23 protein-coding genes and 1 pseudogene are annotated in these 20,262 nt (G+C 58.5%); 14 read left to right on the forward strand and 10 right to left on the reverse strand.

Features of this window, described 5'->3' with window-relative positions:
* The first annotated feature begins 30 nt into the window (after positions 1–30).
* On the forward strand, positions 31–879 hold the full coding sequence (gene purU / locus ACP7AD_RS08085) for a formyltetrahydrofolate deformylase (RefSeq protein ID WP_426147261.1): 849 nt from the start codon (positions 31–33) through the stop codon (positions 877–879).
* Between the two features lie 152 nt (positions 880–1,031).
* Positions 1,032–1,931 (forward strand): LysR substrate-binding domain-containing protein, encoded by a 900-nt coding sequence (locus ACP7AD_RS08090; protein WP_426147305.1) that lies wholly within the window; start codon positions 1,032–1,034, stop codon positions 1,929–1,931.
* 61 nt (positions 1,932–1,992) lie between these two features.
* On the opposite strand, the gene ACP7AD_RS08095 is transcribed toward ACP7AD_RS08090, so the two are convergent.
* A complete protein-coding gene (locus ACP7AD_RS08095) occupies positions 1,993–2,307 on the reverse strand; it encodes a Uma2 family endonuclease (RefSeq protein WP_426147260.1) in 315 nt (104 codons plus the stop codon).
* Positions 2,308–2,339: 32 nt separating this feature from the next.
* Here ACP7AD_RS08095 and ACP7AD_RS08100 point away from each other — a divergent pair, with 32 nt between their 5' ends.
* The 6 genes from ACP7AD_RS08100 to ACP7AD_RS08125 all read left to right on the forward strand — a co-directional run bounded on the left by ACP7AD_RS08100 (position 2,340) and on the right by ACP7AD_RS08125 (position 5,818).
* The gene (locus tag ACP7AD_RS08100; protein ID WP_426147259.1) at positions 2,340–2,585 is read left to right on the forward strand and encodes a hypothetical protein; all 246 of its coding nucleotides are present in this window, start codon (positions 2,340–2,342) and stop codon (positions 2,583–2,585) included.
* Positions 2,586–2,852: 267 nt separating this feature from the next.
* Positions 2,853–3,074: a hypothetical protein gene (locus tag ACP7AD_RS08105; protein WP_426147257.1), complete on the forward strand. Its 222-nt coding sequence runs from the start codon at positions 2,853–2,855 to the stop codon at positions 3,072–3,074.
* 267 nt (positions 3,075–3,341) lie between these two features.
* A complete protein-coding gene (locus ACP7AD_RS08110) occupies positions 3,342–4,088 on the forward strand; it encodes a hypothetical protein (protein ID WP_426147255.1) in 747 nt (248 codons plus the stop codon).
* 83 nt (positions 4,089–4,171) lie between these two features.
* A complete protein-coding gene (locus ACP7AD_RS08115) occupies positions 4,172–5,050 on the forward strand; it encodes a hypothetical protein (RefSeq protein ID WP_426147253.1) in 879 nt (292 codons plus the stop codon).
* Positions 5,051–5,052: 2 nt separating this feature from the next.
* Positions 5,053–5,439 carry a hypothetical protein gene (locus ACP7AD_RS08120; protein WP_426147251.1) on the forward strand — a complete coding sequence of 129 codons (387 nt, stop codon included), beginning with the start codon at positions 5,053–5,055 and terminating at the stop codon, positions 5,437–5,439.
* 31 nt (positions 5,440–5,470) lie between these two features.
* The gene (locus tag ACP7AD_RS08125) at positions 5,471–5,818 is read left to right on the forward strand and encodes a hypothetical protein (protein WP_426147249.1); all 348 of its coding nucleotides are present in this window, start codon (positions 5,471–5,473) and stop codon (positions 5,816–5,818) included.
* 78 nt (positions 5,819–5,896) lie between these two features.
* Here the strand turns inward: ACP7AD_RS08125 and ACP7AD_RS08130 are convergent, their stop codons facing one another.
* Complete coding sequence (locus ACP7AD_RS08130; RefSeq protein ID WP_426147248.1) at positions 5,897–6,937, reverse strand: hypothetical protein; 1,041 nt, start codon at positions 6,935–6,937, stop codon at positions 5,897–5,899.
* 413 nt (positions 6,938–7,350) lie between these two features.
* Here ACP7AD_RS08130 and ACP7AD_RS08135 point away from each other — a divergent pair, with 413 nt between their 5' ends.
* The 3 genes from ACP7AD_RS08135 (at position 7,351) to ACP7AD_RS08145 (ending at position 10,089) form a co-directional block, all read left to right on the forward strand.
* Complete coding sequence (locus ACP7AD_RS08135) at positions 7,351–8,853, forward strand: FAD-linked oxidase C-terminal domain-containing protein (protein WP_426147247.1); 1,503 nt, start codon at positions 7,351–7,353, stop codon at positions 8,851–8,853.
* 131 nt (positions 8,854–8,984) lie between these two features.
* Positions 8,985–9,371: a CidA/LrgA family protein gene (locus ACP7AD_RS08140; RefSeq protein WP_426147246.1), complete on the forward strand. Its 387-nt coding sequence runs from the start codon at positions 8,985–8,987 to the stop codon at positions 9,369–9,371.
* The gene (locus ACP7AD_RS08145; protein ID WP_426147244.1) at positions 9,364–10,089 is read left to right on the forward strand and encodes an LrgB family protein; all 726 of its coding nucleotides are present in this window, start codon (positions 9,364–9,366) and stop codon (positions 10,087–10,089) included. Before ACP7AD_RS08140 ends, ACP7AD_RS08145 begins: the two co-directional genes overlap by 8 nt.
* 124 nt (positions 10,090–10,213) lie before the next feature.
* On the opposite strand, the gene ACP7AD_RS08150 is transcribed toward ACP7AD_RS08145, so the two are convergent.
* On the reverse strand, positions 10,214–10,783 hold the full coding sequence (locus tag ACP7AD_RS08150) for a bactofilin family protein (protein ID WP_426147242.1): 570 nt from the start codon (positions 10,781–10,783) through the stop codon (positions 10,214–10,216).
* A 364-nt stretch (positions 10,784–11,147) separates the two neighbouring features.
* Between ACP7AD_RS08150 and ACP7AD_RS08155 the strand changes: the two genes are divergently transcribed.
* Entirely contained in the window at positions 11,148–13,625 is a 2,478-nt protein-coding gene (locus tag ACP7AD_RS08155) for a sensor domain-containing protein (RefSeq protein WP_426147240.1), read from the forward strand.
* A gap of 197 nt (positions 13,626–13,822) precedes the next feature.
* On the opposite strand, the gene ACP7AD_RS08160 is transcribed toward ACP7AD_RS08155, so the two are convergent.
* From ACP7AD_RS08160 to ACP7AD_RS08190, 7 genes and pseudogenes are all read right to left on the reverse strand, one after another.
* A complete protein-coding gene (locus tag ACP7AD_RS08160; RefSeq protein ID WP_426147238.1) occupies positions 13,823–14,131 on the reverse strand; it encodes a hypothetical protein in 309 nt (102 codons plus the stop codon).
* A gap of 69 nt (positions 14,132–14,200) precedes the next feature.
* Complete coding sequence (locus ACP7AD_RS08165; RefSeq protein WP_426147236.1) at positions 14,201–14,704, reverse strand: macro domain-containing protein; 504 nt, start codon at positions 14,702–14,704, stop codon at positions 14,201–14,203.
* 24 nt (positions 14,705–14,728) lie between these two features.
* Positions 14,729–15,700, reverse strand: a complete 972-nt coding sequence (locus tag ACP7AD_RS08170) for a hypothetical protein (RefSeq protein ID WP_426147234.1) — start codon at positions 15,698–15,700, stop codon at positions 14,729–14,731.
* Between the two features lie 42 nt (positions 15,701–15,742).
* Positions 15,743–16,171 (reverse strand): annotated as a pseudogene (locus tag ACP7AD_RS08175) (transposase).
* Entirely contained in the window at positions 16,144–16,584 is a 441-nt protein-coding gene (locus ACP7AD_RS08180; protein WP_426147232.1) for a helix-turn-helix domain-containing protein, read from the reverse strand. The pseudogene ACP7AD_RS08175 and the gene ACP7AD_RS08180 overlap by 28 nt, the downstream one beginning before the upstream one ends.
* Before the next feature lie 452 nt (positions 16,585–17,036).
* Positions 17,037–17,606 carry an HNH endonuclease gene (locus ACP7AD_RS08185; RefSeq protein ID WP_426147231.1) on the reverse strand — a complete coding sequence of 190 codons (570 nt, stop codon included), beginning with the start codon at positions 17,604–17,606 and terminating at the stop codon, positions 17,037–17,039.
* A 154-nt stretch (positions 17,607–17,760) separates the two neighbouring features.
* Positions 17,761–18,477, reverse strand: a complete 717-nt coding sequence (locus ACP7AD_RS08190) for a YggS family pyridoxal phosphate-dependent enzyme (RefSeq protein ID WP_426147229.1) — start codon at positions 18,475–18,477, stop codon at positions 17,761–17,763.
* A 46-nt stretch (positions 18,478–18,523) separates the two neighbouring features.
* Here ACP7AD_RS08190 and ACP7AD_RS08195 point away from each other — a divergent pair, with 46 nt between their 5' ends.
* On the forward strand, positions 18,524–19,567 hold the full coding sequence (locus tag ACP7AD_RS08195; protein WP_426147228.1) for a type IV pilus twitching motility protein PilT: 1,044 nt from the start codon (positions 18,524–18,526) through the stop codon (positions 19,565–19,567).
* Positions 19,568–19,599: 32 nt separating this feature from the next.
* A complete protein-coding gene (locus tag ACP7AD_RS08200) occupies positions 19,600–20,232 on the forward strand; it encodes a cyclic nucleotide-binding domain-containing protein (protein ID WP_426147226.1) in 633 nt (210 codons plus the stop codon).
* Positions 20,233–20,262 lie beyond the last annotated feature (30 nt).

Raw genomic sequence — 20,262 nt, forward strand, 5'->3', positions numbered from 1 at the left:
CCGGGCAGCACCTGCGACAATTCACCCCTTATGAATCACGCTTATATCCTGACCCTTTCATGCCCTGACCGCCGGGGCATTGTGCATGCCGTATCGGGCTTTTTGTTCGAGCATGGCGGCAATATCGAGGAAGCGGCGCAGTACAACGACCGCGGCACCGGCCTGTTCTTCATGCGCGTGCAGTTTGCCTGCGACCAGCTGACGCCGAGCGAACTCTCCAGCCGGCTGAAAACCTTTGCCGAGCCCTTTCAGATGGACTGGAAACTGCACGACACCGCGCTGCCCATGCCAACGGTGATCCTGGTCAGCAAGGAAGGCCACTGCCTGAACGACCTGCTGTTTCGCTGGAAGTCCGGCCTGCTGCACCTCGATGTGCGCGCCATCATCTCCAACCACCGCGAGTTTTACCAGCTGGCGGCCAGCTATAACATCCCGTTTCACCATTTGCCGGTCACCGCCGCTACCAAGGCGCAGGTCGAGGCAAAGCAGCTGGAGATCATCGAATCCGAAGGCGCCGAGCTGGTGGTGCTGGCGCGCTACATGCAGATCCTGTCGAACGACCTGTGCAAGCAGCTCGCCGGCCGGGCGATCAACATCCACCATTCTTTCCTGCCCAGTTTCAAGGGGGCAAAACCCTATTACCAGGCGCACGACCGAGGCGTAAAACTGATTGGCGCCACCGCCCATTACGTGACCGCCGACCTGGACGAAGGCCCCATCATCGAGCAGGACGTGGCACGGGCAGACCACAGCAAGACGGTGGAAGACCTGACCGCGATGGGCCGCGACACCGAAAGCCAGGTGCTGGCCAGAGCCGTCAAATGGCACAGCGAGCACCGGGTGGTGCTCAATGGCCATAAAACCGTGATTTTTAAATAATTAATGAACCCCCACAGTCGCTCACTGCGTGTAGCTCCTTGCCCCCCAGGGGGGCCGCTGCGCCTGCGGTCCGGCAAAGCCAGGCCCGCGGCCCCTGCTTGCAAAGAAACGTCGACGTCGCCGCGCACGGCATTCAGCGCCCCATGACAGACATGGCTACTCCCAGGCGCATTCCGCCCATCCAGTGTCTGCTGACCTTCGAGGCGCTGGCGCGGCTGCGCAGCGTGACGCAATCGGCCGAGGAGCTTTGCGTCACGCCCAGCGCGGTCAGCCACCGCGTCAAGCAGCTGGAGCAGATCATCGGCACCAAGTTGTTCGGCCGGGCCGATTTTTCACTGACCACCGAGGGCAGCGAATACCTGGCGCATGTGCGCGAAGGACTGGCCACGCTGCAGAAGTTTCCCGGCACGGCCGGCCAGAGCGCCACGCCGGGCAAGCGCAAGCTGCGGCTGGCGGTCACGCCGACCTTCGCGCGCTCCATCCTGATTCCGCGCCTGCGCCAGTTCATCGAAGCCTATCCCGAGATCGACCTGACGCTCCAGGTGTCCATTCCGCTGCTGGACGTGGTGGCCGAGGATTCCGACCTCATCGTGCGTTTTGGCACCGGTCGTTATGCCGACCTGGAGCATGTCTGCCTGATCAATGACGAGGTCACGCCGCTGGCCTCGCCAACGTTTTTGCGCGAGCACGGGCCTTTTGAAGCCGCCGAAGATCTGCTCGGCGAAAACCTGCTGCGCTCGCCGCTGGAGCCGTGGCGCACCTGGTTCGCGGCCAACAACCTCGACTGGCCCGAGCCGGTCGATGGTTCGCAGTTCAACGACATCGGCCTGATGTGCGACTGCGCCGCTGCCGGCATGGGCATTGCCCTGGTGCGCCTCAAGCTGGGCGCGCCGTGGCTGGAAAACGGCTCGCTGGTGCGGCTGGACACCAACGAAGTCTTCAGCCGCAAGGTGCCCAGCCCGCATGCGCACTACCTGTGCTGGCGCACCGGCACCATGGACCGCTGGGAATGCGCGGCGTTTGCCGACTGGCTGCGCAAAAGCCTGGTTTGAGCATCAAACAAGCCTCTGGCGCTTGCTGCACGAGCGCAGGCAGCTATTAATAAAGTAGCAATCAGGTTTCCGGCACCTCCGCGAACAACTGCGCCGCGCTCAACTCCAGCGCCACACTGGCCAGCGACACCGTCTCGCCGCGCGCGAACGGGTGCAGCACCCACAGCCCGTCGGCGCCCTTGCGATAACAGTCGGTGCTGCGCGTGTCGAGGTCGATCACCACGTATTTCGCCAGGCTGGCAATGCGGCGGTAGTGGCTGAATTTCAGACCCCGGTCATAAGCGGCGGTGCCGGGCGAGAGCACTTCGGCGATCAATTTAGACTCGGTCTTGACCATCGGGCTGGCCAGGTCGAGCGCGCTGCAGGTGACCAGCACATCGGGATAAAAGAGCTATTGGCCAAGGCGACATGCAGCCGCATGTCGCTCATGTAGGTGCGGCACGGGCTGCCGCCGAGGTGCTGGCGCAGGGCAAAAGCCAGGTTAATGGACACCGTCACATGCCGGTCTTAGGCGCCAGCCAGGGCGAACAGTTCGCCGCCGATGTATTCATGGCGCTCGGCCTGCGCTGGCTCCTACGCCAGGTAGTCGACGGCGGTAAGAAACGGTTTTTGTGCGGCGTTTCCCATGACGGTGTCCATTGCGTGAATCGGTAGCTTATTCTGGCACTGCGGCGGACTGGGCAGTGGGCATGAATCCCTGCCGGCCGCGAGCTCATCGGGGGAAAAAGCGCGCGCCGCCCGGCTGGCAGGCTGGCAGGCTGGCGCAATCATCGGCCAGCCGAACTGCGCAGTGAGCCGTTAGCCGGGTCAACTGGCAGCACGGCCACTGGCATGCGGCCGCCAGGGGTGCGGCAGCAATCAACCCCTGCACGATCACGCTCGCGCCAGCAAGCCAAGTACGACGTCGAGCAAAGCTGAGCCATGGCCTTGCAGATGCAAGGCTTGCTGCAATCAAAACCTGATCGAACGCCTCATTTCCGCCGTACCGAGGAACCGGTTCTGCCGGGCAGACCAGTAGGCACGGCATGGCTGATCACCAGGTTGCGCCTGCCATTTAACGCATCAGATGGATGCGTCTTCCAACAGTTACTGCACCCAAGTGACAAATTTCACATTATTTTCCGTAACAAAAACTATTTGTAACGATAGTTGCAACGCTTTATCTACTTTGTTTAGAAAAATAAAGTCGGCCAAAAAAAAGATTTCACAAAAGGGTAAATCACAAAATCAATGACTGCATAACAAAAAGGCAACCTAAGAAGGGTAACGCTAAATAGCGATTGGAAATTTTAAGTGCAAGCTTGAAACTAGTCCAGAGTAAAGAAAAACTCGTAATCAATACTTTGAATTGTTCTAGCAAGGGCGATCTGTGATCCAGCAGTTTCTGGGTGATTAATAGAGAAAGAATATATGTCTATCAAGAAAAAACTGATTGCGGCAGCCGTTACCGCACTCATTGGCGGCTCTGCATTTGCACAGGTTTCAGTGAACTCGCAAGTAGCTGGAGGGGTACAAAGTTATTCTGTTGCCAACGGCAACTCCTTCAGTACCCATTCAGCTACTGCGCAGGCAAATAACAGCTCCAGCGCCAGCGGCGCTGCCACCACGCCAACGACTTTCTTTGGCGTTGTCACGGGCCCCTATTACCAAGCCTCGGCCACAGGCGCTACTTCAACCGGCGGCAGCACGACAACGAGCGCCCTGGGCATCGGCGCCGGCTCGTCCAGTGCAGGTGCCTCGCAAGTAGGCACCGCATCGTCAACACAGGCTGCCAATGCCATCAAGCCAGCAGGATCGTTCTTTGGTATTCCGTTTGGCAATGGCGGAACAGTTGGCAATGTAAATATTAGCAGCCTCTCGCAGGTAGGAACCCAATCCACAGCAGGTGTTACCAACACCGGTTTTGCATTTGGCGGAACGACTGCAGGAGCCAACAACACCGCGACCGCCAACATTGCAGCGCCAACGTCTGGAACGAGCAATGCTACGGGTACATCGACAGGTGCGGCGACGGCTATTGCGGTCAACTTTAATAGCAACCCGTTTTTGGGCAACAACGAGACCTCGTCAGCCAACGGCACGCTAGCGGTCGGCGCCGTGACCAATATTGGCGCGTTCCAGAACGGCTCGTTTGGCGGCACGATCACGCGTCCCTGATTCAGCGTAAAAGCACCTTTTTTTGAGCGTATGTGCATCCTCCTGGAGAGATTTATCTCTCCAGGATATCAAGGGAAAACAAAATGAAAAAACTTTTAATCGTTTGCGCTGCTGTTATTGCTTTTCAGGCCCATGCACAGACGGCAAACTCAAACCAGAATTCGCAAACCTCATCGGCTTCAAACTCGTATGGCGGCGGCTCCGGCGGTAGCTCGGACCAGACGCAAAGCTCCAGCGCCGGCGCCACTTCCGCCGCATATGGCGGGGGCGGTGGATCGGGCGGCAGCGGCGGGTCGTCGACGGTCTCGGGGCTGCAGAACTACGTCATCATGACCTCGCCTGAGAAGTCCGTCAGCACAGTGAACTCCAACCAGACCGGAACCGTGACAACCAACCTCACGGGCGGTACCGACAGCACGCAGCGCATCATCCAGAGCGGCGAAAGCAAGACCACCACTAACCTCTCGGGCGGCACCGACAGCACGCAGCGCGTCATACAGAGCGGGGAAAGCGTAAGCCGGGTCGAGTACGGCGGCACTTACACCATCAAGAATGTTCCCTCGGTCAATGGTCCGCCACTCACCACCAGCAACGACACCTGCATGGGATCGAGCAGTGGCTCGGCCAACCTTCCTGGCTTTGGCATTGGTTTTGGCACCACTTGGACAGACGAGCATTGCAAAGACCTCAAGACCAGCCGCGAATTGTGGAACAAAGGCATGAAAGCGGCTTCACTGGCTGTCGATTGCATGAACCCCCGGGCCAAAATCGCGCTTGAAATGACCGGGACCAAATGCCCGCAGTCCATGACCGCTGAAGAAAGACAAACTGCTTTTGGTGTCCAGGCTTCGGCAGAAGGGGCCGTTTCCCCGACAGCAGTGCCAATGGCAAGCAGCACTGTGCAACCCCCGGTTTTTACTGCCAAACTTGCTCAAGGCAATATTGAAAACCTGGGGAGATAAAAATGCTTAAATACATTGTCGTTCTCGCCATATTTGGCACCGGGACTGTATTTGGCGAGGTCAAAATTCAACGCAACCTGATGGGTAGCGGAATACAAAATGAATTAATGACTGCTGACGTTGCAACACCGGTAGGCGATTATGGTGTCTACCATGCGCCACAATATATGCCGGGTTTTCCAACAGCGGCAACCATCTGGCCCAGGGTTATCGAGGTGAAATGTCAAAACGATTTATGCGCGGGTTATGAAAATACGCCAGCGCTCGGCCGTGGTGAATATCTTTTCTTCAAGCCTGTTAATACAGTCGCAGCCGCTTCAATCCCCATCGCCTCACCGACGCCCATAATGGAGCCGACAAGAGAGATTCACAAGAAAATAAAAGAGTAAATGCCGCAAGGTTGAAAACACAATAAAGCGCATGGTTCTCGTTGATCTGGCAACTGCAACAATTTGCTTTCTCAACCAGTGTTATCCCGCCTTGGTGGGTGCTGAAACCCCAACCGGTCAATTCAGACTGGAGCAGGTGCGCACCAAAGAACCTGGCTATGGCGGCGATGTGATGCTTTTCAAGGAAATCCAGACTTCCGTATTTGCAATTCATCGCGTCTGGTTATTCAAGCCTCAGCAAAACCGGCTTGAACGGCTTGCATCAGGCAAGGTTTCAGATCGACTGGCAGCAACGCTGGGTTGTATCAATGTAATGCCTGAGGTTTACGACAAGTTGCTAGATTGTTGTAACGGGCAGTTGCTTACAGTTTCTCGATAAGGCGCTGCCTGGTGCGCAGGCCTCTGCTCAAACGTACTGGCTCTGCGGCGCTGCAAGCCAACTTGGCGCCAAGCAGTTTTACCTTAGGTAGGTGGATGCCCAGTCTGCCGGTGTTTTGTATGAAATTCCAAGTAAGTCCAGTTCCTGAAGGAAATCGGCCGAGTACACGGCTTTAATGACATCCAGTGGAATCCGAGCGGGGTTGCCTGCCGCTGCCGCGGTTGAGTACGGATAGGCTGCGGCAAGAACGGTCTCGGCGCGTGCCCAGGCAAGCTGGATAAAGGCCTTGGTGCGGGTCTGTGCCTGAAGCTTGCTGTAGGTTGCCGGGTAGTTCAGTCGTGCCGCCTTCAGATAGGCCTGCAGGAAAAGCATGAAGTCAGACATGCCGCCCACATCGGCGTCGGCGCGGGTCGCAAGGAAGCCGTAGGCCGCGCTTGAAAACAGCTTGACTTCCAGATTGGCTGCGCCCGTGTATGCATTCAGCTCGTCCAGCAAAATAGCCAGATCGTTGCCGCTTGATGAGGCCGCAGCGGTGATGTAAAGGTCATAGCGCAGGCTGCGGCTGGACTTCAAGGCAGCCGGATACGCTTCGCCTGCAATGGAGTAATTGGCCAGGATGTCGTTGCGGCTGATATCGGTGACATAGACCTGACCATCGGCAAAAAAGCGCGCCAAGCCGTCAGTGTTGCAGAGGTTGCGCAAGGCGGAGTCGATCTTGTGATTGGTTTCATGTACCGCAGCGCCTAAGGACAGCATGTCCACAGCGTTGTTGTTGGATCGCACCCACCACATGAAGGTCGCAGGCAGCCTTGCAAACTCCGGGTAGCTGTGCGTAGGATCGACGGCCAGCAAAATGTCGCTCACAGCCTGCATGTCAGCGCCTGTGATGACAGGGGGAGTAAGGGTGGGTGCGCTGAGCAGCGGGCAGTTTTTTGCCGCCACGTCCGGAGATGCGCCGGCGGGAAGCGTTGCAGTCTTGGTTCCCCCCGGGGAAGGCACTGCGGCTGGCGTTGGAGTCACTACTGATGAAACTGAATCGCTGCCGCCCCCGCAAGCAGCAAGCGCTGCAATAGTGACGGCAAGAAGCGGGATGCGAAAGATGTTCAAGCGTGCATTCATGGAGTTTCCTGCTATGAGCTAACTGCCATGGGTCACGGCTAGCCGGTAGCGCAGTTCAGGTTGCAAGACATCCCAAGCGAGGATGAGAATTTTCACCGCTGGTATTGCGCGAATTTTCCAAGGCCAATAATGAACCAACTTTGACTGAACAAACGTTAGCACAGGATGGCTTCGGAATGCGCCCTGATGGAGCATGAAATGTACCCTCTTCAACAGTGACTCGCCATAACAGATTCACCTTTTTGTAAATTCCCGCCACCTCATCCCAAAACCATACAGCTTGACGGCGCCATGGCATCTTGCACAACCTGAAGCGCAGGCCAGACCGCTGCATTTCACGCATTAATTTAAATTTCTTCACCTTGACGCAAGAGGGTTGGACTAAAGTCGGCTTTTACTGACGGAAGCCCTTCATGAACGCACCCGATTCATCGCAACAAATCTCTTTGCTTGAACGCGCCGAACGCCAGTCGCAGGTGGTGCGCGCCCTTCAGGCGGTACTGCCGGGCCATGCGCTGCTGTGGAACGCCGAGGACACCACGCCTTATGAATGCGACGGGCTGACTGCCTACCGCGAGCGGCCGCTGGTCGTGGCGCTGCCCGAAACCTATGCCGAGGTGCAGGCGGTGCTCAAGACCTGCCATGCGCTCGATGTGCCGGTGGTGGCACGCGGCGCCGGCACCGGGTTGTCGGGCGGCGCCATGCCGCACAAGCTGGGCGTGACGCTGTCGCTGGCCAAGTTCAACAAGATTTTGAAGGTCGATGCCACCAGCCGCACGGCGCTGGTGCAGGGTGGCGTGCGCAACCTGGCAATTTCCGAGGCCGCCGCGCCGCATGGCCTGTACTACGCGCCCGACCCGTCGAGCCAGATTGCCTGCACCATCGGTGGCAACGTGGCCGAGAACTCGGGCGGCGTGCATTGCCTGAAATACGGCCTCACGGTGCACAACGTGCTGAAGATCAAGGGCTTTACCATTGAAGGCGACGAGGTCGAGTTCGGCAGCGACGCGCTCGATGCCCCCGGCTACGATCTGCTGGCCATCCTGATCGGCAGCGAAGGCATGCTGGCCGTGACCACCGAAGTCACCGTCAAGCTGATTCCCAAGCCACAGCTGGCGCGCTGCATCATGGCCAGCTTCGACGACCTGCGCAAGGCCGGCGATGCGGTGGCGGGCGTGATTGCGGCGGGCATCATTCCGGCCGGGCTGGAGATGATGGACAAGCCGATGACGGCGGCGGTCGAGGACTTCGTGCATGCCGGCTACGACCTGAGCGCGGCGGCGATTTTGCTGTGCGAGAGCGACGGCACGCCGGAAGAAGTCGAGGAAGAAATCGGCCGCATGAGCGCGGTGCTGGAACGCTATGGCGCCACGGCGATTGCCGTGAGCCAGAACGAAGCCGAGCGGCTGCGCTTCTGGAGCGGGCGCAAGAACGCCTTTCCGGCGTCGGGCCGCATCAGTCCCGACTACATGTGCATGGACTCGACCATTCCGCGCAAGCGCCTGGCCGACATTTTGCTGGCGATTGCCGACATGGAGATCAAGTACGGCCTGCGCTGCGCCAACGTGTTTCATGCGGGCGACGGCAACCTGCACCCCTTGATCATGTTCGATGCCAATGACGCTGACCAGCTGCACCGCTGCGAGTTGTTTGGCGCCGACATCCTGGAAACCAGCGTGGCCATGGGCGGCACCGTCACCGGCGAGCACGGCGTGGGCGTGGAAAAGCTCAACTCGATGTGCGTGCAGTTTTCAGCCGAGGAGAACGAGCAGATGTTCGGCGTCAAGCGTGCTTTCGACGCCAAGGGCCTGCTCAATCCGGGCAAGGTGATCCCGACGCTGAACCGCTGCGCCGAATACGGAAAAATGCTGGTACGCGGCGGCAAGATCTCGCACCCCGATCTGCCGCGTTTTTGAAACCTGCCGCGCCGAGGCGCCAATGATTCCGTTTACAAATCAATCCGAGATTAGACGCGAAGCCGCAGACAGTGCTCTAGCACGGCAAGGCGAAGCAACGACATATCGGATTGATTTGGAAATGGAATGACATGAATGCCCTGCGCGGAATGATGTGGCTGCTGATCTTCCAGTCGGCAGGCGAACTGCTGGCGCGCGGCCTGGCCCTGCCGCTGCCCGGTCCGGTCATCGGCATGGTGCTGCTGCTGCTGGCGCTGCGCTGGCCGGCCGTGCAGCAGCCGGTGGCCGCTTGCGCGGAATTTTTGCTCTCTCACCTTTCGCTGCTGTTTGTCCCGGTGGGCGTCGGCGTGATGACCCATCTTTCGCTCGTCAGCCAGTACGGCATCCGCCTGCTGGCAGTCGTCGTTTTATCTACCTTGGCCGGTCTGGCAGTAACGGTGCTGGCCCTGCACCTGTTCAGGGACCGCGAAAATGGCCCTGCCGCTGCAACGTCTGTGCCAAAAGATGCCGATGTCTGATTTTGTCCAGCTGTGGGTCTATCTTTCGACCACGCCGCTGTTTGGCCTGACCGCGACGCTGATGGTGTATGTGCTGGCGCATGCCCTCTACCTGCGCGCCAGGCATGCGCCCTGGGCCAACCCGGTGCTCTGGTCGGTCGTGGTTCTGGCCTGCGGGCTGCTGGCCACCGGCGTGTCGTATCCGACCTACTTTGCCGGCGCGCAGTTCATTCACTTTCTGCTCGGCCCGGCGGTGGTAGCGCTGGCCTGGCCGCTGTGGCTGCGCCGGACCGAGCTGCGCCAGCGCTGGCACCGGCTGCTGGTCGCGGCGCTGGCAGGCGGCAGCGTGGCCGCGGCTTCATCCCTTTTGTTCGGCTGGATGTTCGGCCTGCCCCGCGAACTGATTCTTTCACTGGTGCCCAAATCGGTCACCGCGCCGGTCGCCATGGGCATTGCCGAGCAAATCGGCGGCATTCCGGCCCTGGCGGCGGTGTTTGCGGTGATTACCGGGCTGGTCGGCGCGCTGTGCGGCAAATACCTGTTTGCCGCCCTGGGCATACCGACGGACACGCAAGGCTGGGCGGCCCGGGGCTTTGCACTGGGAACCGCTTCGCACGGTATTGGCGCGGCACGCGCGATGCAGGTGGATGCGGATGCCGGAGCCTATGCGGGCCTGGCGCTGGGCATGCAGGTGGTGCTGGCGTCACTGCTGATTCCGCTGGTTTTCAAGCTTTTTTAAGCACATTCTGCGCTTGGCATTCGCAACCGGCGCGAGCAGGACAGCTTGCGATCAAGTCCCAAATCAATAGCAGCTCACGCCCGCTGTACATGCGCGAAAGTCACTATTTGCTTAAATTTTCCGGTCACGCCGCCTGCAGGCCGGGCTTGGCCGCTCCGGCGGGCTTGAGGCTGCCACCCTGGGTGCCGAAGACAATTTCGCCTGAAAGCTGGCCACCTTCTTCCACCACCAGTTTGCCGTAGCGGATGGTGCCGGTGACCTTGCCGGTGGCATAAATCACCAGTTTCTGGCGAACAATCAGGTTGCCACTGAATTCGCCCCGGATTTCCGCAATCTCGATCTCGGCCGAGCCCTTGAACGCGCCCTGCTCGGCAATCTGGATGACCCGCGAATTCATGGTGGCTTCCACCGTGCCCTCGACGACCAGCGTGTCGCAGTCGGTGATCTCGACGCCCTTGAGCTTGATGTTGGGTCCGACGGTCAGCTTGCTGCCGCTTTCCCGTTCGTTCACAGCCGGGGAAGCGGGTTCACTGCCCATCGGCCGGGTCATGTTTTGCGCTCCTGATGCAGGGGATGCTGAATGCAGCGTTCCGGCTGTAGCCGCGCCCGAACCTGCGTAGCTGCTGCCCGTGGCAGGACGCACACCTGTGGTCGGGATTTCATTTTCGCGCTTGCCAAAAAACGGTGTTGCCATGTCATATCCTTTAAAACTATTCATCCTACGTTGCGAAATTGCCAAGAATCTCCGGCCGCATGCAAGAGAAGTAACGAATTACTTTTGGCGCTGCAGGACTTTTATGCGGGAACTTCATCCCTTGCCAGGCATTCAAGGGCCAATTGGTCAATGAGCGCTTCGGAAATGAAATGAGACGATCGGCAAGCTCCGAAATGCCCCCTTCACCCGGAAGCTGCTGGCAATCGGCTTGCCAGTCAGCAGCCATGGCTTTTGCACATAATCCGTATGACGACGGTTTTGCCTGCGAGCGCATTGCGCAGACGCTGCTCGCCGGCAAAAGCCTGTTTCCGCTGGCGTCCTTTTAGTCATCACCAGGAGTTCCATGCCCTCAGCCCCCCGACAGGCCGCCCATCTACTGGCCATGGCTGAGCGCATGGCGCACGCCGGCAGCTGGACGATGGACCTGAAAAGCCCTCAATGGCTGACCGGCTCCACGGAATTTGCGGCCATCATCGGCCTGCTGCCGGAGCTCGCGATCACGCGTGATGAACTCACCGCCCGGTTTGCACCCGAGTGCCGGGTCCGCATCGGCTGGCTGCTTCAGCAGTGCAGCCGGCATGGCATCGGCTTTGACGAGGAAATGCAGATCGACACGCCGTTCAGCCGCAAATGGGTGCGCATGGTCTGCGAGGCGGTGCAGAACCAGCGCGGCCAGGTCAAGAGCCTGCAGGGCATGCTGCAGGATATTTCGGACCGCAAGCAGGCGCAGCAGGAAACGCTGGAGCTGGCCATGCGCCTGACCACGACGCTGGCCACCATCACCGAAGCCTTTGTCACGCTGGACCGGCAGTGCTGCTTTACCTACCTCAACCAGGAAAGCGAACAGTTGCTGCGGCACACCAGCGCCGAGTTGCTGGGCAAGGAAATCTGGGAGGTTCTGGTCAATGACAAGAACCAGCGCCTGCGCCAGGAACTTCAGCGGACGATCGCCACCGGTCGGCAGATTGAATTCGAGGACTTCTACCCCGGACTGGGCAAGTGGCTGGAAGTGCGCGCCTGCCCCTTCGCAGAAGGACTGGCGGTGTACTTTCGCGATGTGAGCAAGCGGCGCAAATCACAAGAGCAGCTGATGCTGCTGGAAACCTGCGTTGCACGGCTCAACGACATCGTGCTGATCGCCGAGGCCCAGCCCGCGCGCAAAAAAGTGCCTTACATCGTGTTCGTCAACCACGCTTTCGAGGAGCACACAGGCTACAGCCGCCATGAGGTGCTGGGCCAGACGCCGCGCAAGCTCCTGGGTCCCGGGGCGGCGCAGGACGAGTTCGAGCGCATGGCCCGGATGCTGGCGCGCAAGCGCCAGGCCCGCAGCGAACTGCTGATCTACCGCAAGAACGGCAGCGCCTTCTGGCTGGAACTGGAAATCGTCCAGGTCGCCGACACCGAGGACGACTTGGCGCACTGGGTCGCCGTCGGCCGGGACATCACCCAGCGCAAGGTCGCGGCCGACGCCATTCACCAGCTGGCCTTCTACGACCCTTTGACCAGCCTGCCCAACCGGCTGATGCTGCTCAACCGCCTGGAACAGGTGATGTTGCAGAGCGTTGCCCTGCGGCGCAACGGCGCGCTGATGTTCATTGACGTGGACAAGCTCAAGGTGCTCAACGACACCCTGGGCCACCACAAGGGCGACATGCTGCTGCAGCAGGTCGCCGAACGACTGGCTGGCTGCGTCGAGGTCACCGACACGGTGGCGCGGCTGGGCGGCGATGAATTCGTCGTGCTGCTTGAAGACCTGGGCGACGATGCGCAGGCGGCCACCGACAGAACCCGCAAGCTGGCTGACAAGGTGCTTGAAGCGCTGCGCGAACCCTTTGACCTGGGCGGGCATCAGCACTACACCACGTCCAGCATCGGCGTGACCTCGCTCAATGGTCCGCATGACAGCGTGAGCGAGGTGCTCAAGCAGGCCGACCTGGCGATGTACCAGGCCAAGACCACGGGGCGCAATTCACTGTGCTTTTTCGATCCTGAAATGCAGGCGGCGGTCAATGCCAACGCCGCTGTCAGCTCGGAACTGCACGCCGGCCTGCGCAAGCAGGAATTTGTGCTGCATTACCAGCCCCAGGTTGACCGCCAGGGCTGCGTGACCGGCGTCGAGGCCCTGCTGCGCTGGCAGCATCCCCGGCGCGGACAGGTCATGCCCACCGACTTCATCCCGATGGCCGAGGAAAGCGGCCTGATCCTGCCGCTGGGCCAGTGGGCGCTGGCAACGGCTTGCGATCAGCTGGCCGCCTGGGCGCAATGGCCGCAGGCCGCCGGCCTGAGCATCGCGGTCAATGTCAGCGTGCGCCAGTTCCGGCATCCGGATTTTGTCGACCAGGTGATGGCCGAGATCCGGCGCAGCGGCATCAAGCCGGAGCGCCTGAAGCTCGAACTGACCGAAACCCTGCTGGCCGACGGCATGGAGATCACGCTGGCGCGCATGGGAACGCTCAAGGCATTGGGCGTGACGCTGGCGCTTGACGATTTCGGCATGGGTTATTCGTCGCTGTCGGCCCTCAAGCGCCTGCCGCTGGACCAGCTCAAGATCGACAAGAGCTTTGTCGCGGAAATACTGACCGACCGGGCCGATGCCGCCATTTCCCGCACCATCATCACCCTGGCGCACAGCCTGAACCTGGAGGTGGTCGCCGAAGGCGTGGAAAACCAGGCCCAGCTCGATTTCCTGATTGCGCAGGGTTGCGACCAGTTCCAGGGCTTTTTGTTTTCGCCGCCGCTGCCCATCGGGGAAATGGAGGCTTACCTGATGAAGCCGGGTCCGCACCGCAAGGCTCGGGCTGAGTCCTTACTGGAAAGTTAGCGCGAAGTCACCCTTCCGTCCATCACGGCGCTCAAGGCGTCCGGTAATCTTTGGCTACTGAATTTATAGCTGCTTGCGCAGAATGGATGTGGGCAAAAGGCCTATTTGATGCTAAAAATTTGTTTTTTATCTAGGCCGGAGATGGCCGTGCCGACGCGCACCATGGTGCGCATTACAAGCTGGTGACCTTGACTGCGTCACTCATCCGGGATCAGCACCGAAAACGTCCTGGCCATTTCAACCGCCCCCCGCACCCATTCATTGCCGCCGCGCGTGTGAAAACGCAGTGTTCCAAACTTTTCCTTGACCTGACTGACGCGCACAGGCGGTGTATAGCCCTGCTCAATGCCGAACTGAATCGTTTTACAAAGCGTATCGATCAGGTCAAACCAGCCGTCTCCGCAGGCGATTCCCCAGCACATGCTAGTCTCTTGCGGTGACAGCGTCCTCTCCACAAACAGCGCTGGGTAGCGTTGGTACAAAAGGTCTTCGAGTTCTTTTTTCATGGCAGTCTTCCCTGGGTTGCGGATGTGCAGGGACTTTTTCAGCCCCGACCGTCGTGTTTATCGCCCTCTTCAAGTCTGCAACGCAGCGGAGTAGATATTCAGCATTTCAGGGCTTGCGACGCAGATGCGTACCCACTGCAACGGGCCATTCTGGCCAGCATGACGCTGGAGTACTTGCGCCGTGATGCGCGCTGCCAGCGCGGGCGGAAACTTGAACACCCCCGTCCCGATGGCAGGCATGGCAAGGGAGGCCATGCCGCGCTCTTGCGCCACAGCGATCACGGCCTCCAGCGCGTCTTCGAGAACCTTTTCAGGCGCCTCATGGTTGAGATAGGAGGCCGCACGAACATGGATGACCCACGGGTTGGGCAAGTTGAAGCCCGGCGTAACAAGCGCCTGGCCCAGCCCCAAGGGGGCAAACGGCTGACAAAACGCTTCGAGCGTAGGCCCGGCTGCCGTATGGATGGCGCCGGCCACGCCGGAGCCCAGGCGCAGATTGGCATTGGCTGAATTCACCAGCGCCTCGGCATCGGGCTGCTTGACGATGTTGCCGTAGACGACTTCGACTTTCATGCTTTGGCTCCTGTAAATAGCGTGTCAATCATGGTTTGGAATGCCGGTGGCAAGAATGCTGACTGACAGGTTTTCCCCCAGCGATGGATTGAAGTTCGCGTCGCAGACGAAATGTGCATCTGGCGACTGGTGGGTTCTGATGATTTTTTTCACTGTGTCCACATCCTTCATTTCCAGGTAACCTCCACCGCTTCTGATGGACACGAAAATGCCTGTGGCCTGTTCCAGTGCTTGGCTGCCCAGCAGCGGGTGCGCGATGGCCTGCATGACGGCTTGCGTGATCCGGTCACCGCCAGATGCCGTCGCAAACCCCATGGCAGTGCTGCCCGGTTCACCGAGTACATGCTGCATATCCTCAAAGTCGATTCCGACGACCCCATCGTTATGAAACGACTGGCTGATGGTGCAGTACAGGCTCAAAAATGTTGCGTCAATCTGTTGAGCGATGCCTTCGTTGGCGCTCTGGAACAATCGCTCGTTGTCCAGTGTGAAGACCGTGTGGATGCTTTGCTGAAAAGCATCCACACCGCTTGATGCGTTTGTGATCCGCTGCGCTCCTTCAAAGGCAAACGGCGTGATTGCCACACCGACAGCAAGAACCCCTGCGCGTTTTGCGATGTCAGCGACGAGCGGCGCAACACCCGACCCGGTGGCCCCACCCATGCCCGCCAGAATGACAACCAGGTCGAACGGTTTGAGCGCCGCTTCAATGGTCGGCTCATAAGGTATAGCCATCGCTCGCGCTTCGTGCGGCAGGGCCGGCTTCTCGCGGCCTTCACAGATCAGGATGGTTTCATCGGCACAGACGTCATGCAATGACGAATGCCCGGCATTTGCGTTGATCTCAATGGCTCGGTAAAGATCCGGAAACTTTCCAGCTAGTCTGTACAGCATGGCCCCCGCCGCGCCACCGACCGTAACAAGGCCGATACGTGGTACTACAGTACTGGGCAGTCCGGCGACCGAAACCAGCTTAATGGGGTTCCAATAATTCATCGCTTTCTTTCTTGGTAAGTCGGTTGCAAAAAATAATATTCACTAAAAAGAGAGTTTGAAATTGACGCCGAAGTTATCCAAAATGTGAGACACGTCTTGATTGAGAACCTCCAGCGTTCGACACTTCACGCTCATCCAGACATATTTCATTTGCTGCCAAAGTTTCTCAATCCTGTTGAGCTCCGGACTATAAGGCGGAAGAAAATAAAGCTTGACGCCTTTTTATTCAAGCAAAACCAGTTGCGCATTGACTTTTTTTGACCGATGAACCGAGGCATTATCAATAATCAAGGTGACTGGCGTCGTGTATTTGTCTGCAATTTCACACAAAAATTCAATCAGGGTGTCGGACGTCATGCTGCCCGTGAATTGCGTACTCTCCAGGTGGCCTGTTGACATCAGCGCGGCCAGCACATTGAGCCTTTGGCCTCGTATGGCGGGGATCAAATGCTGCGTGCCCAGGGGGTCCATGCACTTCGATTGGGATGGACTGCGCAAAACCCCGCCTCGTCCAGATAGCCCAGCACGATCTGCCCTGCCGCGGCTTGCTCGCGCAAGCCCGAAATCTCAGCGCGTGCGGCGAGAAAAGCGTCCTCATTCCTTTTTTTAAGGCTGGCGCGTGTTCGCTTCCAGACAAAATCTTCCCGGCCCAGCAGGTTCACCATCGTTTTCAGGTGTACGGGCGTGCCGCCGGCGTCCAGATGCCGGGCCAGAAGCTGCGCCGAACTCAACGGCTCTGCTTGCGCCCAGGCCACAATGCTGGTTCTTTGCGGGGGAGTGATTTTCAAAGGCGCACCACAACGCGGACGATCTGGCAGGGAGTCAAACTTCGCCTCGAGCCAGGCTTTTCGGGTGTAGCTGATGGTTCTGAAATGAAGCTTCATTTACGCGGCCACTTGGGACAAAAGTCGCCCGAGCACAAGAACAAGAACAAGAACAAGAACAAGAACAAGAACAACAAGGTTTTCGCCCGTTCGCGAACGTGCCAGTCAGAATCGAATTTTTCCAGTCTTTCGAGCTCAGTTTTCTCTTCATTGAACAGCGCGAGAACTTTTAATGACATGGGTGATTGCGTAAATTCGACTGTTAATTGGGATTATTAATATCTCAGTTTATATTTTTTATTGCATTCAACTTACGAGGTTGACGGACGCTTTGGGCTCGGAGAAGACAAGCATGTTCAGCTCTTTTTTTGATCGATAAAAAAAATGGCTGGCTTTCACTTGCTTAAAAAGTGGCAAGCAACTTCGATGGAGAAAATTCAATACAAAATATTTATTCAAGCAAACACAAATTTACTGACTCTTATCTGTGCCCCTGTTATCAGAGAAAAAAATCACTCGACATATCTATCAATGCCAAGCCGATCATGCGCCATACAATGGCAATTAGGACATAGTGCCTGTGTGTTTTCTAAGACATCGAAACCACCAGCCGAAAGCGGCTTTACGTGATGGACTTCCAAATATGGCGTGTCGTCGGCACGACGTAGGAATGGCGCAGGATGTTTTCCCCCTTCGCATATACCATTTGCGATTGCGAGACGTTGCTTGACAACTTTGGGATCTCGAACATACCGCACAATCCAAACTTTAATTGTTTTTGGTGTCGAGATAGTGGTAATCGGATTAATAAATCTTTTAGATTGAATTTCAAATTTAAGTTCCTTAAGCCGACTAAGCCACAGTCCATTTATTGCTCCGACAAATTCATTGGAAAGAAGAGTACTTCCAGTAGCTAGTTCGTAGGCTTTGCTGCAAATAGCTTTTGGTGGATATGGTTTTTCATTAATGATTACATTATACTTGAGCGAATTTCCAAAATTCGGAAATTTCTCTTTATCCCAAGACTCAGCAGCCCTACGAACGTGTATTTCAGTTATTAACTGTGGATTCTTAATTGGCATTTAAAATCTTTATAAAAAAAGCAATAACGCATTAAACAAATATCAATTTTTCTGAGATTACTCTATTGGCATAATAAACAAAATTAACAAGGCATTTTCGCAAGTACTATTGAGCACAGAGCAGCCTGTGGCGCATTCTGGCAAACGTGGAGCGTTATCTTTTCCCGAAAATAGCGCTTCCCACGCGCACCATGGTGCTGCCGGCATGGATGGCGGCCTCCAGATCGGCCGTCATGCCCAGCGACAGCGTGTCCATCGGCAGCGCCAGCGCACCAGAGGCATTTATTTGATCAAACAAGGCTTTTGCGCTTGCGTGCAGGGCACAAGCAGCTACAAAATCAGGAGCAGGCTCGGGAATGGCCATCAGGCCGCGCAGCACCAGGCGCGGGAGTTGCGCGACCTCCCGGGCAAGCGCCAGGACCGCATCTGGCGCCACGCCCGACTTGTTGGCGCCGCCATCGATATTGACCTGCAGGCACACCTGCAGCGGCGCCATGCCGGCCGGGCGCTGCTCGCTCAGGCGCTGGGCGATCTTGAGCCGGTCCACCGACTGCACCCAGTCGAAATGCTCGGCGACCGGCCGCGTCTTGTTGCTCTGCACCGGTCCGATGCAGTGCCATTCCAGGGTGCCTGACCGCTTGGCGACATCAGCCAGCCGGCCGCGCAAGGCCTCGATCTTGTCGACGCCTTCGGCAATATAGTTCTCGCCAAAAGCCGTCTGGCCTGCCGCCATGGCCTCGGCCACCGCCTCGGCACCAAAGGTTTTGGAAACCGCCAGCAAGCGCACGCTGGCCGGGTCGCGCCCGCTGGCGAGGCAGGCGGCCTGGATTCGGTCATGGACAAGTCGGAGATGGTGCGCAATCGTGGTCATAATCCGACTGTAAACTCAGATTCAACCTACAAGGAATGGCCGCTCCATGGACATCACGCAGTTGCTGGCCTTCAGCGTCAAAAACAAGGCATCCGACCTGCATCTGTCAGCCGGCCTTCCTCCGATGATCCGGGTTCACGGCGATGTGCGCCGCATCAATATTGATCCGCTGGACCACAAGGAGGTCCACGCCATGGTGTACGACATCATGAACGACACCCAGCGCAAGCAGTACGAGGAGTTCCTGGAGGTTGATTTTTCCTTCGAGATTGACGGGCTGGCGCGTTTTCGGGTCAACGCCTTCAACCACAACCGGGGCGCCGGCGCGGTGCTTCGGACCATTCCGTCGAAGATCCTGACGCTGGAGCAGCTTGGCTGCCCAAAGATTTTCGGCGAGCTGGCCTTGAAGCCGCGCGGCATGGTGCTGGTCACCGGCCCGACCGGCTCGGGCAAGTCGACCACGCTGGCCGCCATGGTCAACTACCTGAACGAAACCGAATACGGCCACATCCTGACGGTCGAGGACCCGATCGAGTTTGTCCATGAATCCAAGAAATGCCTGATCAACCAGCGCGAGGTCGGACCGCACACGCTGAGCTTTGCCGCCGCGCTGAAGTCGGCCCTGCGCGAAGACCCGGATGCCATTTTGGTGGGTGAAATGCGCGACCTGGAAACCATTCGCCTGGCCATGACGGCGGCGGAAACCGGCCATTTGGTGTTCGGCACGCTGCACACATCGAGCGCGGCCAAGACCATCGACCGGATCATCGACGTGTTTCCGGCCGAGGAAAAGGAAATGATCCGCTCGATGCTGTCCGAATCGCTGCAGGCGGTGATCTCGCAAACCCTGTGCAAGACCAAGGACGGCCAGGGCCGGGTGGCCGCGCATGAGATCATGCTGGGCACCAGCGCCATCCGCAACCTGATCCGGGAAGCCAAGGTCGCGCAGATGTACTCGTCGATCCAGACCGGCAACAGCCTGGGCATGCAGACGCTGGACCAGAACCTGACCGACCTGGTCAAGCGCAATGTCATTTCCGCTGCGGAAGCCCGCAGCAAGGCCAAGATCCCCGACAACTTTCCGGGCTGAAAACGCCCCGTCACCACCAGGAAAAATGCGCCATGAAAGGCCTACTCGGACTGATCAGGCAGGCCACGCCCGCCACTGTTGGCGGCGACAGCCCAGACACGTTTTTCTTTTCCACCGCCTTTGCCGACCAGGGAATCGACGCTTCGTCGATGGTGCCATGGGAAGCCCGGGCCAACGAGGTGGGCGCCAGGCGCCTGGCGGCCGGGCGCGGCACCAAGTTGCTGGAAGAACTGTGGAGCCGGGACAACTTCATGGCGCGGCTGGGGCCGGATGCCTTGCAACGCCTGGAAAAGTTCCTTGACTTTGCCACCTTGCCGGCTAATCGGGACGTGATTCGCCAGGATGAGTACGGCAACTTCATGCTGGTGCTGCTAAACGGCAGCATTGCCGTGGACCGCGAGCAGCCCTGGGGCGAGCGCCTGCACCTCACCGAGGCACGGCCGGGCGACATCCTGGGCGAAATGTCACTGCTCGACAGCGGCCCACGTTTTTCCGTCTGCACGTCGCTGACCGATTGTGAAATCGCGGTGCTGGGCGCGCAGGCGCTCGACGAGATGATGCTCGCCGACCCGGCGCTGGCCGCCAGCCTGATCGCCTTGCTGGCCCGCAAGCTGTCGCGCCGCATGCGGGTCGTGAGCGCCCGGCTGAGTGAAACAAAGCGCTAATCAGACACTTTCCCATCCGCTGACAATACC

Origin of the sequence: Polaromonas sp. DSP2-3-2b2, assembly GCF_049895905.1 — a bacterium.
Taxonomy (GTDB): domain Bacteria; phylum Pseudomonadota; class Gammaproteobacteria; order Burkholderiales; family Burkholderiaceae_C; genus Polaromonas.

Excerpts from the sequence above, each read along its gene's own strand:
- purU (WP_426147261.1), top strand. The coding sequence starts at position 31 with ATGAATCACGCTTATATCCTGACCCTTTCATGCCCTGACCGCCGGGGC.
- ACP7AD_RS08090 (WP_426147305.1), top strand. The coding sequence starts at position 1,032 with ATGGCTACTCCCAGGCGCATTCCGCCCATCCAGTGTCTGCTGACCTTC.
- ACP7AD_RS08100 (WP_426147259.1), top strand. The coding sequence starts at position 2,340 with ATGCAGCCGCATGTCGCTCATGTAGGTGCGGCACGGGCTGCCGCCGAG.
- ACP7AD_RS08105 (WP_426147257.1), top strand. The coding sequence starts at position 2,853 with ATGGCCTTGCAGATGCAAGGCTTGCTGCAATCAAAACCTGATCGAACG.
- ACP7AD_RS08110 (WP_426147255.1), top strand. The coding sequence starts at position 3,342 with ATGTCTATCAAGAAAAAACTGATTGCGGCAGCCGTTACCGCACTCATT.
- ACP7AD_RS08115 (WP_426147253.1), top strand. The coding sequence starts at position 4,172 with ATGAAAAAACTTTTAATCGTTTGCGCTGCTGTTATTGCTTTTCAGGCC.
- ACP7AD_RS08120 (WP_426147251.1), top strand. The coding sequence starts at position 5,053 with ATGCTTAAATACATTGTCGTTCTCGCCATATTTGGCACCGGGACTGTA.
- ACP7AD_RS08125 (WP_426147249.1), top strand. The coding sequence starts at position 5,471 with ATGGTTCTCGTTGATCTGGCAACTGCAACAATTTGCTTTCTCAACCAG.
- ACP7AD_RS08130 (WP_426147248.1), bottom strand. The coding sequence starts at position 6,937 with ATGAATGCACGCTTGAACATCTTTCGCATCCCGCTTCTTGCCGTCACT.
- ACP7AD_RS08135 (WP_426147247.1), top strand. The coding sequence starts at position 7,351 with ATGAACGCACCCGATTCATCGCAACAAATCTCTTTGCTTGAACGCGCC.
- ACP7AD_RS08140 (WP_426147246.1), top strand. The coding sequence starts at position 8,985 with ATGAATGCCCTGCGCGGAATGATGTGGCTGCTGATCTTCCAGTCGGCA.
- ACP7AD_RS08145 (WP_426147244.1), top strand. The coding sequence starts at position 9,364 with ATGTCTGATTTTGTCCAGCTGTGGGTCTATCTTTCGACCACGCCGCTG.
- ACP7AD_RS08150 (WP_426147242.1), bottom strand. The coding sequence starts at position 10,783 with ATGGCAACACCGTTTTTTGGCAAGCGCGAAAATGAAATCCCGACCACA.
- ACP7AD_RS08155 (WP_426147240.1), top strand. The coding sequence starts at position 11,148 with ATGCCCTCAGCCCCCCGACAGGCCGCCCATCTACTGGCCATGGCTGAG.
- ACP7AD_RS08160 (WP_426147238.1), bottom strand. The coding sequence starts at position 14,131 with ATGAAAAAAGAACTCGAAGACCTTTTGTACCAACGCTACCCAGCGCTG.
- ACP7AD_RS08165 (WP_426147236.1), bottom strand. The coding sequence starts at position 14,704 with ATGAAAGTCGAAGTCGTCTACGGCAACATCGTCAAGCAGCCCGATGCC.
- ACP7AD_RS08170 (WP_426147234.1), bottom strand. The coding sequence starts at position 15,700 with ATGAATTATTGGAACCCCATTAAGCTGGTTTCGGTCGCCGGACTGCCC.
- ACP7AD_RS08180 (WP_426147232.1), bottom strand. The coding sequence starts at position 16,584 with ATGAAGCTTCATTTCAGAACCATCAGCTACACCCGAAAAGCCTGGCTC.
- ACP7AD_RS08185 (WP_426147231.1), bottom strand. The coding sequence starts at position 17,606 with ATGCCAATTAAGAATCCACAGTTAATAACTGAAATACACGTTCGTAGG.
- ACP7AD_RS08190 (WP_426147229.1), bottom strand. The coding sequence starts at position 18,477 with ATGACCACGATTGCGCACCATCTCCGACTTGTCCATGACCGAATCCAG.
- ACP7AD_RS08195 (WP_426147228.1), top strand. The coding sequence starts at position 18,524 with ATGGACATCACGCAGTTGCTGGCCTTCAGCGTCAAAAACAAGGCATCC.
- ACP7AD_RS08200 (WP_426147226.1), top strand. The coding sequence starts at position 19,600 with ATGAAAGGCCTACTCGGACTGATCAGGCAGGCCACGCCCGCCACTGTT.